Source organism: Mastigocladopsis repens PCC 10914, assembly GCF_000315565.1.
Lineage (GTDB): Bacteria > Cyanobacteriota > Cyanobacteriia > Cyanobacteriales > Nostocaceae > Mastigocladopsis > Mastigocladopsis repens.
In genome coordinates this window covers 5,665,776-5,678,706 of record NZ_JH992901.1, presented here as the reverse complement: position 1 = coordinate 5,678,706, position 12,931 = coordinate 5,665,776, and the positions used below count along the sequence as shown (strand labels likewise).

The following is a 12,931-nucleotide window of genomic DNA, read 5'->3' as shown; positions in this document are numbered from 1 at the left end:
TGTCAAAAACAAACCGCTTTTTGCTTATTTACCAGTTAAAAATCAAAAAAGCTCAGGTTAAGAGAAATATTTTATACAGTAACTCCAAAAATTTTGGCAAAGTACTGGAATTGTTGGCTAATGGCAATAGAACGAAAGAAATCAGTACACTTAGATATAAGTTGCCCAGCTGGGATTGACCTTCCCATAGACCGATGAGTGAACAAACTGCTAGAATCTGTATCCTTGGTGGAGGCTTTGGTGGTCTCTACACTGCCTTGCGCTTGAGCCAGCTTCCTTGGCAACCGTCGCAAAAACCTGAAATGGTTCTGGTGGATCAGAGCGATCGCTTTCTCTTCTCCCCCTTTCTCTACGAACTACTTACTGGGGAATTGCAAACCTGGGAAATTGCCCCACCATATGAAGAACTTTTGAGCAACACAGGTGTACGTTTTTGTCAAGGTGTCGTATCGGGAATTGACATAGACCAACGACGAGTTCACCTACAGGATGGACCAGAAATTTCTTATGACCGATTGGTGTTGGCGCTTGGTGGTGAAACACCACTGGATATTGTACCCGGGGCAACATCTTACGCCTATCCATTTCGGGCGATCGCAGATGCATATCGTTTGGAAGAACGCCTGCGAGTTTTAGAAGAATCGGATACAGATAAAATCAGGGTAGCAATTGTCGGCGCTGGTTACAGTGGCGTAGAGTTAGCTTGTAAACTAGCAGACAGGCTTGGGGAAAGAGGACGATTTCGGCTAATTGAAATATCTGACCAAATTTTACGAACTTCCCCAGAGTTCAACCGAGAAGCAGCAAGCAAAGCTTTAGAAGAGCGGGGTGTATTTATCGATTTAGAAACCAAGGTAGAATCAATCGCTCAAGACAGCATCTCCTTAGAATATAAGAATCAAGTAGACACGGTTCCCGTTGATTTGGTGATTTGGACAGTAGGAACACGGGTATCGCCTGTGGTGCGAAACCTTCCTGTTAAGCAAAACCAGCGTGGTCAGATCAGCATTGCACCAACTCTCCAAGTCCATGACCATCCCGAAATTTTTGCCTTAGGTGATTTAGCAGATTGCCTTGATGCTGAAGGTCAGCAAGTCCCTGCAACTGCACAGGCTGCTTTCCAACAAGCAGACTATGCTGCTTGGAATATCTGGGCAAGTTTGACCAATCGCCCTCTGCTTCCCTTCCACTATCAGTTCTTAGGTGAGATGATGGCATTGGGGATAGATAGCGCCACCCTCACTGGTTTAGGCATCAAACTCAATGGTTCATTGGCATACGTAGCGCGTCGTCTTGCCTACCTTTATCGGCTGCCAACCGTAGACCACAAACTTAAAGTTGGTTTTAACTGGCTCGCCCGTCCTATTATCGAGGCACTTTCTAAATAGCACTCAGGACTCATCAGTACTGAGTCCTGAGAAGCCACTGCGTTGTGGTCAGTAAGCGCGCTGTAGGAGGGTTTCCCGCACCCTGGCGACTGGCGTAGGGGTTCCCCGAGTGTGCAAACTGCCCTCCCGTTGTAGCAAGTGGCGTTTCTGAATAAATCCCCTACAGATAAACCCTGCGGATTGAATAAGGGAAAAAACCTCTTTTCCTCCACGAATATAGCGCTTCTCAGTTGAAGCAAATACAACAAAAAACCTAACCTCCCAGCCCCCTTTCCACCTCTCCCTAACGCTCCCCTAAAAGGGGAGCGTTAGGGAGAGGCTGAGTCAATACAGTTCAGTTAAGCCTTTTTTTCTCCCCCAGCTTACAACAGATAAAATTCGCGATTCTGAACCCTATTGGAGCCTGAGTCCCCTCTCCTAGCACCAGAGGGGTAGGGGAGAGGTTAGTTTGTATGGCATCCAAACGAGAACCGCTATAAATTTGGAGGCATGAAAGTTTTTCCTGTGCGCTATGTACTGTAAAGAATAGAAAATACAAAATTATATACTTGGCACTCAGCGCTGTTTTGGTCAGCGCTGATAGCTGATAGCTAGTAACTGATAGTTTATGATGGAACGACCGAAAGTTATCTTTTTAGATGCTGTTAACACACTCTTCGGGGTGAAAGGCAGTGTGGGAGAAATTTATAGTCAAATAGCCCAGGAGTTTGGTGTCGAAGTTTCAGCTGATAGTTTAAATAAAACATTCGTCCAAAGTTTTAAAGCTGCGCCACCGCCGATGTTTCCAAATGCAGAAGAACAAGATATTCCCCAACGCGAGTTTGATTGGTGGCTTGGGATCACCCAAAAAACCTTTGAACAAGCAGGCGTTCTCCAGAAATTTGCCGATTTTTCTACTTTTTTTAGCGAACTCTACATTCACTTTGGCACTGCCGAACCGTGGTTTATCTATCCCGATGTCCTGCCAGCTTTGGTCAGCTGGCGGCGGCTAGGAATTGAACTGGGGATACTGTCCAATTTCGATTCCCGTATTTACTCAGTCTTGCAAAGTTTGGAACTCAGAGAATTTTTTGGGTCTATCACCATTTCCACCCAGGTAGGTGCTGCTAAACCCGATTCCAAAATTTTTACCACGGCTTTGGAAAAACATAACTGTCTTCCAGAGGCTGCATGGCACATTGGTGACAGTATTACAGAAGACTATCACGGAGCTAGGGCAGCTGGACTAAGAGGCATTTGGATAAATCGTCAGAATTAGTTGGTAGTTGGTAGTTGGTAGTTGTTTGATCAACCACTACCCACTAACCACTAACTACTATCGATCATGCGATTTGCTTTGCCTCATCCTCTAGTAAACGAATGAGGTCTTGATCCCCTTTTTCTCTTGCTGCTAGCAGGCGACTTTCTAAGTTACGACGGATATTGGTGAGATGAGTTTCGGCTAACTCACCACCATTTTTTTTATATTTACCAACTTGTGCTGCACTTGCTGTATTGCTATGGTGCTTGGCTCGAATCATGAACTCCACTTGTAGTGGGTCGCCGATGTAATAAGAAACACCGCGATACTTCAACTCAGCAGTTGCCTGAGTCTGAGAAATATGTCTGAGGTAGTTGCGTTTCCATGTCCGGCCCCGGTACTTTCCGCTTAGTGTCCTAGCAGTCGGTTCAAGGGTCAGGGGATTGGATTCATAATCAACACCACGATATGTGAGTTTCATATGCTTCGCCTCTTTGGGAAATTGATTGTCTAAAGTTTTGAATGAAATGAGGCGCGTTCCTTGGGGATATCTCCCTACTTCCGTCTTTACAAACTATCTCACTGAAAAATCATTTTTCAGCAGATGTTAAAGATGAACGATTTTATTTCTGTATCTATTGTAACAATTTTCTCAGAAAATTGAAAATTATGAATAAAAATTTCAGATTTTAATTTCGTGTCTTCCTTCAACTAACTCCTGAGTGCTGAGTTTTTTACTTGGTCAAGAATTAGGGATAATGTGAGGCAGAGTCTGACTCATAGCATTCCCAGGCTCCGCCGGGAAACCAGACAACTCACATCCAACAAGGAGCTAATTTGGATACACTGGCAACGTAAAGTGGAACCATGCTCCGCCATCGGGCGCAGCATCTACCCATATGTGACCGTAGTGCGCTTGGACAATGCGCTGGCATAAACACAGACCGATGCCGTAGCCTTCTTTACCTTCATCCCGCTCTAGGCGGTAGTGATTCTCAAAAATGCGATCGCGGTTTTCTTCAGGAATACCAGGACCTGTATCGCCAATACTAAACTGAACTTTTTGGGTGGTGCGGTGCAGTCCAGAAATGCTGATATCGCCGCCTTCAGGTGTGTATTTTATAGCATTATCCAATAGGTTTATCAGCACCTGACGTAGGCGTTCTGGATCTGCGTAAACATTAGGTAAATCTTTGGGGACATCTTGCTTTATCTTGTGGGATTTGGCAATGTAGCGATCGCGCAATTCCTCTAGTACATCAAGGCAAAGTTTGCCTATATCCACCTTTTGCGGTTGAATGGGAAATTCCCTTTCGTTCCCACGACCTACCTGCAAAAGGTCAGTAATCATACGGTCTATTGTCTTGGTTTGGGTATAGGCATGCTTAAATAAATGCACCGTCATGTTTGGTGTCAGACGCTCGAATTCACCTTTGTGTGCATTGTAGTTAGATTGCAGGGTATCTATTGCTATAGTAACCGCAGTTAGGGGATTGCGGAGATCATGGGCTAACATAGCAATCACCCGGTCTTTAAAGTGGAGTTGCTCCTGGAGTTTTTCTTTCTCTTGTTTTAGACGAAAAATTTCATCTGAAAGTAGCATCAGTTCGGCAGAAACCGCAACTGAACGAATAGAGGACTTAGGTTCTTTGAACCGACCATTTTCTTCATTGTCCTGTAAACCACTCTGTATTTGTAAGTAGGTGTCTACAGCGGTTTGCCATCGGGGCCACCAAGTTTTCAATTGACCAGTTATATTACTACCAGCCAGGATTTGCCTTGGTTCAGGGTGAATTTTGATTAAAGCTGGTGTTGCTACCAGTTTAAAATGTTCCGCCAAATAGGGCTGTTGACCGACATCAATGATTTGAAGTTCAAAATCATAGTCAGCCTGCAATTCTTTTAAGTAAGAGCGAATTCGCTGGACTTGTTGTTTGGACTTTGGTCGTCCATCGACAAAAAGTAACAGCTGTAGTGGAGCCTCAGAAGAAATAGGCTGATCCTGGGAAACTTGCATGTAATCGTGTTTCAGCACTGGTAACAAACCGACGACGCTTTACAGAAATGAGAAATTGACTGGCGGTTGTCGATGGAATGGTCGTTCTTTTTTTCAATTTAATATCTATTTTAGATTTTTCGGACTCCTAACCCACATTGGTTTTTGAAATGAGACACATCGTTTTTAGCCTTTTGCTTCCTTTTTGCCTAGGAATGACTTTAGCAAAGACCTTTGCTGCTGAATATTAAGTCGCAATCTGCGCTTTCATCAACTCTTTCGTCAAGCCCAAGAGAAAGTTTTTCTACGACTGCTACCCGACTCATACAGGATCAGATCAATTTGATCGCTCGCATAGAGCGGGCAATCTCCTACCCTGATCCCAACCAGATGCGAGCCGTACGGGGGCAATGGACTGTCCAAACTAACGCTGTAGAACGTTTTCTCAAACGTCAGTACAAAACCCCTCAAGCTTTGTGTAATACCATTTCACGAAAAGCCTGATACAAATAAAGCATCAAGAATAAAATCCCAACCTGTAATAGAAGCAACGATTGATGTGTTTAATTGTTCCAATCGCTTCCAAATAAATTCTCTTAATTCATCTAAAGTTGAGAAGCTTTCCCAAGTTAAATGCCTTTTAACCTCCTCCCACAATCTTTCAATTGGATTAACTTGAGGTGTATGCGGAGGCTGAAATAACAAAACTATATTTTCTGGTAGTTTGAGATGCTGACTAAAATGAAACGCTCCATTATCTAACTGAAGAATATGTATATCTTGAGAATAAGTCTCTGAGAATTTTTCTAAAAAAATATTGAAACAAGCTGTATTTAAATGAGAGAATTCCCAAATAAAATGCTCTCCAGTTAATGGTTCTACTAATCCATATAAATAAAAATTATCCCGCTTCCATTGCATAATGCCGATGGGCTTGACTCCTTTTGTCGTAATTAATCTCCCAGGTTCAGTCTTCAACCCCACACGGCTTTCGTCTCCACACCAATATCTAATTTTTTTTTGTTTATCGACTGGTGCTATGATGTGTTTTTTAATTACTTCTAGGTATTGTGGCAGTTTTTTTTAAATTCCAATTCTGCTTCACTATCGTATTTGACACCTACGGCTCGCGGTACTTTTAGCTTCGCTTTCATTTGATAGCGCACTGTGTCGTGTACTACTTTATATGATGCTTCTATCCCTTCCACTGCTTTTAACCAAGTTCGTATTTCTTCATAACTTTTAAATCCCTGTGGCTGTTGAAGTTCTCTGTCTAGCTGCTCTCTTGCTTGTAAGTTAATCATTGGCGGTCTTCCTGGACTCTTTTTCGTTGACAATAAACCTTTTATTCCTGATTCGGTATAGTCCTTCAACCATCTTTGTACCGTTACCCTTGCTCTCCCTAGCACCACCGCTACATCCTGTATTGTTTTTACATGACCTATTTTCAGCAAATACAACGCTTGAATCCGTTCACGACTTGATACTATTTTTTGTTTTCTCAGCAGTTCCTGTAATTCTTCTGCTGACTCATATATTTCTACTTTGGTGACTCCAGCCATCTTTGCTCGTTGATATTTATTCCTTCTTTATCTGTATCATAGTTTTAGTGAATTGGTATAACTCATCTAGAAACGGTTTGCTTTTGGCAGACCAGTTGACCCCATCACAAGCTCAAATTTACTGCTCTTTGTATGCTTCTAGCCAGCAGTTGCTAAAGCTGACCCCAGAGTTAGACCGACTGTTGTCTCGGCGCGGTGAGTTAGCGTTAGTCACACAGTTGCCACTCGTCCGTGGCGAACGACAATTAGATCCTGTGCTTTCCATTGCGCCTGTTGTGCGTCCCAATCTTGGAAAACCAGCGACACCTTTCTTAACACAAGAGCCGAATTTACCTCCCAGCTCACCATCCATCATCGGTAGAACTGCGAAAAAACCCCTGGCTAATTATCAACCACCGATGCAGCCTGCTATTGTAGCGCCGACGCCGACCGAAGCGATTGCCACTCTCGAAGCTGCTAGGCAACTTTTAGTAAAAGCTACAACAGCATTTCCTTCAGGAACTCAATTTCAAGATCCGAAGGAAACCGCAGTAGCTCTAGACCGCCTTGCCTACGATCTCGATCCCCAAGAGCCGCAATCTTACGCCAAGTTTCTTCAAATGCCCAACACTGGAATTTTTCGAGTGTTGCCATATTCAGCTTATCTTCGTCCGCTGAATGCTATCCAAAATCGGCTGCACAGGAAAGGATAGCGTTCGCTATCCTTTCCCATCCTTGAGCGAAGCAAACAAGGGATTTACTCCCAGCTTAACACTTCAGATAGTTGGTGATAATTTCCAAATGTTGGCTAGTGGTGTAGAGTACAACTTTATGGTTGATTTGGCAGATGTAGCGCTAGAAAAGCTAGATACTAGCTTAAAACCTATTTCGCGCCAAACACGATAATTTTTGCTCAACTACCAACCTCCTAAGCAGTTGGAAGCTTTGCAAATAGAACGACGACGGTTTCTCACTGGGAAAGACCAAGATTGGAATCAACGCAAAGCCATTTTAGACCAGGCTAAAGCAGTCCTTAATCACACATATTTAGTGCGATCGCTACACTTTCAATTGCCAGAGTTTATCAAGAGCGGTCAACCGCTTTCCTTACAACAACGCAGCCAAATAGACAAATTACTTAAAGATGCAAGGTAGCGATATCATCCTCGCTTTCCGACCAGTTCGTCGTTCTTCTGATGGTAGCTATACAGTTCTTTGGAGACTTTTAAATTAACTTAGAGAGTCGCAGATTGAAGATTTAAAAGAATACCTAAAGTATTAATGCTCAATTCGGTTTTCCTGACAAAACCGGTAAAAGTCTTGCCTAATAAACATTAGAGGTTTGCTGAAAAGTTGCTGGAAATTTGCTATGAACTGAATCCAAAAGTATAGGTAAAAATTAACAGATAAATAAAATCTTGACAGTCTTTTGCTAGTGTAGAAATTGACACTTGAATTGTGATGAAGCGTGGTGCACTGTAAACGTCCAGTTATATTAGTGATGGCTGTTTTACTTACCTCTTTAACAGCCTGTGCCAACACTCCAGCCGCCAAAAACATTGAGGAGTCTTTGGCGGCTGATCCCAAGTTGAAGGAGAATCCAGCCCCCTTTGGCGCTCAAGAGGTACGCAATAACGAACAACCGCAAACCACTCAGACGACAGTTCAGTTGCCAACTGATTTTCCCAAGGATATTCCGTTGTATCCTAATGCCACCCTGCAAGAGGTGACACCATCCAGTAACGAAAATCCTAGTGGATCAACTCGCTGGCTCAGTTCTGACCCCAGCAATCTTATTGCAAACTATTATCTCCAACAGTTTCAGGCAAATAACTGGCAGATTGTGCAAGCTCCCACAGATGAGCCGGGAAGCTCTTTTGAGGCGCGGCGCAATGATATGCAGATCAAAGTGTCTATTCAGCCAAAAACTGTTACCAACCCCGCACCCAACCAACCACAAACATCCACAGACATACAGATTTCGTACCAACGTAATTCCACCCAAACAGCACAAGTTGACCCAACTCCAAGCCCCCAAGCTACTAACGATGCTGGTGTTGTGCAACCTGGCGATCCGCAGTTTGTTGGTCCGGTCCAATCACAAGACTCAGCAACACAACCAAGTGGCACGTCTGATAACAAAGGCGATCCGCAGTTTATTGGTTCAGTGCAATCACAAGACTCAGCAACACAACCAAATGGCACGGCTAATAACCAAAACACGACAGCAGCCACTCGCAGCTCTGAGGAATTCACAGATCTGAATAAGACACCGCAAGAATTCCGGCAATACATCCAAGATTTGGCAGCATTAGGAATTCTAACTGGAGAATCAAATACGGTCAAAAGCAATGGTACGACAACCAACCAGTTTGACCCTGGTAAAGTCATTAGCCGTCGGGAATTCGCCCGTTGGCTGGTTGCTGCTAACAATGCGATGCATGCCAACGATCCAGCAAAGCAGATTCGCTTGGCATCAGAAAGTTCTCAACCAACTTTTCGGGATGTGCCAAAAACTGACCCCAACTTTGCCGCAATTCAGGGATTAGCTGAAGCAGGGTTAATTCCGAGTCCTCTATCTGGAGATTCTACAGCGGTTTTATTTCGACCTGATGCACCTCTGGTACGGGAGCAGTTGATTCTGTGGAAAGTCCCTCTTGACACACGTCAAGCTTTACCCTCTGCAAATTTAGAGGCAGTTAAGCAAACTTGGGGTTTTCAGGATGCTGGGAAAATTGACCCTAAAGCGTTACGGGCAGTTCTAGCAGATTTCCAAAATGCTGAAAAATCGAATATTCGTCGGGTATTTGGCTATACTACGCTATTTCAACCCAAGAAACCAGTGACCCGCGTTGAGGCTGCTGCTGTTTTGTGGTATCTCGGTACTCAAAGCGAAGGGATATCAGCTCGCGAAGCTTTGAAGTTAACACGTCCGCAAAGCTAATTGTGTTATGAGGCAATACGGTTGGGAAAGATATTTAAGAGCAGTAACGTTTGTAGAGACGTGTCATGGCACGTCTCTACACTTGTGGGTGCGTTAACACAATCTAATACGCCCCTTTCAAATTCCAAATCCAAAACTAACTAATTCGCTACCTCAGCCATCTCAATAATACGCCCTTCATAGTCCTTGACCAAAAAATTCAATGGTTTCTGGTTGCGAATCTTGAATTTCAAGCCCCGTGTTTCCACGCGCATTAAAATCATTTCTAGGCAGTCACGGTCAAAGCAAACGTGGCGTTGCTGATTTTTATTGCCTAAACTTGCTCCAGTAATAACGTGCAGTTGAGTATTTTTCTTTAACTGATACCAAAGCCCCTCACTAGCATTGGACATTCTACTACTGGAAAAAGAGGGACTGCTGGACAGGTAAAGCGGATCAACTCCCGTTGCACCTAGAGTTTGCTCATAGTTGTAGTAGTAGTGTAAAGGCACTTCAGCTGTTGGCAAATCTAGCAGCCCTTCATACAACTGTCGTGCAACCTCTAAATCCGACACCATAACAGTGTGTACTTTTGGGGCACTGGTGAGAAACATCCACATGGCGCCAGCATAGGCTGCTAGTAGCATCACCATGATGCCTTGGGTTGAGAAAAGGCTATCTAATGGTAGGGAAGGCAAAAAAGAGCCTAGGATAAAAGGCTCAAGCAGGAACTGTGACACGCTATCTGCTATAACCATGAACACATCAGGAAATGTATAAATAGAACCACTTTTAATTTTGTAGATTAGGACTTAGTTTAAGTCTGTGTTTCTAGTGTATCAAGAGCAATAAAATCTGACCGCTAGTTTAAAAAGACTAGCAGCAAGATATTATGCAATCAACAACATAATTGTCTTAACCAAAATAATTTTAGCAACATACCCTGATTCGGATGGTGCAAATTCCTCATTTCCCTGAAGCTCAACACCCACTGATTAAGTCACTCTTTCATCACAGTGACCAAGAATTGCTGAGTCTTTTTCAGCAAAACCCGGATGCAGGTAGATTCTTCACGGCGATTTTTTGCCGCTACAACCCGATAGTCTACACGTTGATTCGGCATTCAGCGCGATCGCCCGTGCAAGCTGATTATCTTTTTGCTCTGACCTGGCGTCATATTTACTATGAACTCGGTGGACTCGATTTAAGTAACGGTGAATTTGCGAAAGAAGGTCTGACGTTGCAAAATTGGCTGATTAATATCACAGCATACTGTATCAACGAGATTCAACTCCCTCCTACAGAAGCAATTCATTATTCTCTCAAAGCGACTTCTCCCCCACTGTGGTGTTATGTAGAACAGGCATTAGACCAACTACCACCTATGTTGCGATTGATGGTTTTGATGGCTCAGACTTTCCAGTGGAGCGAAACTAGAATTGCCGCCTACCTGCAAGCCGAAGGAGAAGCCATCACCCCACACGAAGTAGCAAATTTGCTTCAAGAAGGTTATCGTATGCTAGAGGATAAATTACCAACAGATGTCCGTGCTATTTACTTAGGTGAGAATCTACTTCAAGGTAGTACTGCGTAAAAACACTTAATTAGGTGCTTACAGCTTGTATTTTTTTAATTCTTCTGTTCAACCTTCTACATTAAAGCCGAAATTATACGGGCAACTTTTATGCAACGATGGCATCTCTTACCAGGGGCAAAGCATAGCCAAGATAAATTACCTTCCTATAGGCTTGGGATTACACAAACAAAACTGGCGTCCCTAGGTTTAAGTAGCCCCACCTTTTTGGGGTGTGGGCTGAAGGCAAACGGACAGCAAACAGGGAATTCCCCAAAGCAATTCTACGCTTCCCTTTTGTGTTTTACTTTTTTGCTCAGTCCCATTGCTGCAACGGCTGCTGATATTACCGAACAACTCCACCGTCCTATGAATAGTTCGGTATCGCAACAATCAACAGATGAAGCGGACTCTTTAGTGCGCCGAGGCGAAGAACAATACCAGCAAGGAAATTCGGATAAAGCAGTGGAGTCTTGGTTGCAGGCGTTGGAGATATTTCACTCCATCGGCGACCTTAAAGCACAAGGTCTAACTTATGATTTCCTGAGCAAGGGTTATCTACAGTTGGGTCGTTTTAAAGAGGCAGAAGATGCTATACGCCGACGGCTGGCGATCGCCCGTGATATCAAAGATTTTCAAGGTCAGATTTTTGGGCTGAACAACATTGGCACTTTGCTGTTGGAAAAAGGAGAATTCCGGGCTGCTTTTCAAACTTTTGCCCAAGCGCTGGAAATTGCAAAAGAGTTGAAAAATATTGAAGCTCAAGGACTATCTCTAAATAATTTAGGTCTGGCAACTGCACGTTTGGGAGACTATAACAAGGCAATTAAATTATATGAAACTGCTTTGAGCTTTCGCCGTCAAGCTGGCGATACTATCGGAGAAGCCAATACCCTAAATAACCTAGGCGATGTCTACATAGCATTAGGAAATTACCAGGATACCATAGGCACTTATGGGGCAGCGCTGCGGCTAGCTAAAACCACTCGCGCTCGCGTTAACGAATTACGGGCAATTGACGGTTTAGTTGCAGCGCACAGCGGCAGAGGACGTTATGAACGCGCTTTTGATTTGCTTGAGCAAAGGTTATCACTTGCTCAAGAATCGCAAAATCTCCGGGAAGAATTGAAATCTTTTGAGTCCTATGCTCAGATCTACGAACGATTAGGCAACTATCTCACTGCCCGCAATTTTTACGAAAGAGCGATTATCCTTGCAAGGACACTGGAAGACAGCAAGCAGGAAGTGCTATTGCTTGATAGGTTGACTCAAATTAGATTAAAAGCTCCCGACTCAAGCAAACGCTAGATAGAAAACATGAGGCAGCCATTAAAATATTCAGTTAATGGCTGCCTAACGTGGTGAAAATTCTAGAAGCTTAGTTCAAAAAGACTTTGCCATCTTCTTGAATTCTGACTACACCCTGATTCTCATTAACATTGCTTTGTTCATCTAAAGAAAACTCTATCAATCCTGACTTGGTAGATGTTGGAATGACTTTTACGAACCCATTATCTTGACGAACGGTGCTGATAGTCACAGGGAGTGGCAAGTTTTGCAGTACAACTTCTTCGCCACCAGAAAGAACACGCCTTTCGGTATGCCCAATTGCTTCATAGTTGATCTGAGCCTTCGTGTTATTTTTTAGTCTTACAGAGACTCTTCCGTTATCAGGCGTAACCAGAGCAATTGGGGTTTGGAGCTGTTCTGGTAAAGGGGGTGTAATGACAGAATCTTGTCTTCCTTGACTGGTGGGGTTGCTTTGAGTTTGTGATTCTGTCCTTACAGTATAATTTCCTGTGGGTTCTTGACTGGTATAAGTCTGAGTTTCAGACGATGAACTACTCATGTCTTGTCCGGAGCGCGTCGTTGTTGACTGTCTCTGGCTGCTATAGTTGTAGCTTTGGGAGCTGTTGCCACGGTTGTAGGGCGCTTCACCGCCCACACCCTGCCTCATCTGTTCTGTGGTTAGTTCAGCAGAAACACTACCAGGAACAACACTCCCTTGCTGTGCTTGTCTAGTGAAAGCATTGGGTGGACATCCTTGTGGAACAAAGACTCTATTATTGTGCGGTGGTTCGTAGAAAATGCTGGGACAAGGGTTAACTTTAGAATTAGCTTGTTGCTGAGGTTGCTGAGGTACAGTTTGTTGAGCCTCTGCTACTTGAGGTATTGCAGGCAAGCCAATAAGTAATCCCCCGCAAATAGCCCCTAAAAATTTAGCGGATTTACTGATTTTTTGATATTGCTGATTCATTTTGACCTCCTGG

The 12,931-nt window shown here is 43.7% G+C and carries 14 protein-coding genes and 1 riboswitch; of the genes, 8 read left to right on the top strand and 6 right to left on the bottom strand.

What is annotated here, in order from left to right:
- Positions 1–194 precede the first annotated feature (194 nt).
- Together MAS10914_RS0127265 and MAS10914_RS0127260 are read left to right on the top strand one after the other, a co-directional pair.
- The gene (locus MAS10914_RS0127265; RefSeq protein WP_017319118.1) at positions 195–1,388 is read left to right on the top strand and encodes an NAD(P)/FAD-dependent oxidoreductase; all 1,194 of its coding nucleotides are present in this window, start codon (positions 195–197) and stop codon (positions 1,386–1,388) included.
- A gap of 610 nt (positions 1,389–1,998) precedes the next feature.
- Positions 1,999–2,646 carry an HAD-IA family hydrolase gene (locus MAS10914_RS0127260; protein ID WP_017319117.1) on the top strand — a complete coding sequence of 216 codons (648 nt, stop codon included), beginning with the start codon at positions 1,999–2,001 and terminating at the stop codon, positions 2,644–2,646.
- Between the two features lie 64 nt (positions 2,647–2,710).
- On the opposite strand, the gene pirA is transcribed toward MAS10914_RS0127260, so the two are convergent.
- The 4 genes from pirA to MAS10914_RS0127240 form a co-directional block, all read right to left on the bottom strand.
- Positions 2,711–3,109, bottom strand: a complete 399-nt coding sequence (pirA, locus tag MAS10914_RS0127255) for an arginine synthesis PII-interacting regulator PirA (protein WP_017319116.1) — start codon at positions 3,107–3,109, stop codon at positions 2,711–2,713.
- 50 nt (positions 3,110–3,159) lie between these two features.
- Positions 3,160–3,250, bottom strand: a riboswitch (Glutamine riboswitch).
- 210 nt (positions 3,251–3,460) lie between these two features.
- Complete coding sequence (locus MAS10914_RS0127250; RefSeq protein WP_017319115.1) at positions 3,461–4,645, bottom strand: histidine kinase; 1,185 nt, start codon at positions 4,643–4,645, stop codon at positions 3,461–3,463.
- A gap of 468 nt (positions 4,646–5,113) precedes the next feature.
- The gene (locus tag MAS10914_RS0127245; RefSeq protein ID WP_033364721.1) at positions 5,114–5,638 is read right to left on the bottom strand and encodes an IS630 family transposase; all 525 of its coding nucleotides are present in this window, start codon (positions 5,636–5,638) and stop codon (positions 5,114–5,116) included.
- Between the two features lie 47 nt (positions 5,639–5,685).
- On the bottom strand, positions 5,686–6,186 hold the full coding sequence (locus tag MAS10914_RS0127240) for a helix-turn-helix domain-containing protein (RefSeq protein WP_017314015.1): 501 nt from the start codon (positions 6,184–6,186) through the stop codon (positions 5,686–5,688).
- Between the two features lie 83 nt (positions 6,187–6,269).
- Between MAS10914_RS0127240 and MAS10914_RS32350 the strand changes: the two genes are divergently transcribed.
- The 4 genes from MAS10914_RS32350 to MAS10914_RS0127230 all read left to right on the top strand — a co-directional run bounded on the left by MAS10914_RS32350 (position 6,270) and on the right by MAS10914_RS0127230 (position 9,109).
- Positions 6,270–6,878 carry a hypothetical protein gene (locus tag MAS10914_RS32350; RefSeq protein WP_156818250.1) on the top strand — a complete coding sequence of 203 codons (609 nt, stop codon included), beginning with the start codon at positions 6,270–6,272 and terminating at the stop codon, positions 6,876–6,878.
- Positions 6,844–7,071: a hypothetical protein gene (locus MAS10914_RS34715; protein ID WP_156818249.1), complete on the top strand. Its 228-nt coding sequence runs from the start codon at positions 6,844–6,846 to the stop codon at positions 7,069–7,071. Before MAS10914_RS32350 ends, MAS10914_RS34715 begins: the two co-directional genes overlap by 35 nt.
- 3 nt (positions 7,072–7,074) lie before the next feature.
- Positions 7,075–7,320, top strand: a complete 246-nt coding sequence (locus MAS10914_RS32345) for a hypothetical protein (protein WP_017319112.1) — start codon at positions 7,075–7,077, stop codon at positions 7,318–7,320.
- 346 nt (positions 7,321–7,666) lie between these two features.
- Positions 7,667–9,109, top strand: a complete 1,443-nt coding sequence (locus MAS10914_RS0127230) for an S-layer homology domain-containing protein (protein ID WP_017319111.1) — start codon at positions 7,667–7,669, stop codon at positions 9,107–9,109.
- A gap of 140 nt (positions 9,110–9,249) precedes the next feature.
- Here the strand turns inward: MAS10914_RS0127230 and MAS10914_RS0127225 are convergent, their stop codons facing one another.
- Positions 9,250–9,846, bottom strand: a complete 597-nt coding sequence (locus MAS10914_RS0127225; RefSeq protein WP_017319110.1) for a hypothetical protein — start codon at positions 9,844–9,846, stop codon at positions 9,250–9,252.
- A 197-nt stretch (positions 9,847–10,043) separates the two neighbouring features.
- On the opposite strand from MAS10914_RS0127225, the gene MAS10914_RS0127220 reads away from it, so the two are divergent.
- Both MAS10914_RS0127220 and MAS10914_RS0127215 read left to right on the top strand, forming a co-directional pair.
- Entirely contained in the window at positions 10,044–10,682 is a 639-nt protein-coding gene (locus MAS10914_RS0127220; RefSeq protein ID WP_026082850.1) for an RNA polymerase sigma factor, read from the top strand.
- Between the two features lie 90 nt (positions 10,683–10,772).
- Positions 10,773–11,969, top strand: coding sequence for a tetratricopeptide repeat protein (locus MAS10914_RS0127215; protein ID WP_017319108.1), 1,197 nt, complete (start codon positions 10,773–10,775; stop codon positions 11,967–11,969).
- Between the two features lie 70 nt (positions 11,970–12,039).
- Here the strand turns inward: MAS10914_RS0127215 and MAS10914_RS0127210 are convergent, their stop codons facing one another.
- Positions 12,040–12,918 carry a hypothetical protein gene (locus tag MAS10914_RS0127210; RefSeq protein WP_017319107.1) on the bottom strand — a complete coding sequence of 293 codons (879 nt, stop codon included), beginning with the start codon at positions 12,916–12,918 and terminating at the stop codon, positions 12,040–12,042.
- Between the last annotated feature and the right edge of the window lie 13 nt (positions 12,919–12,931).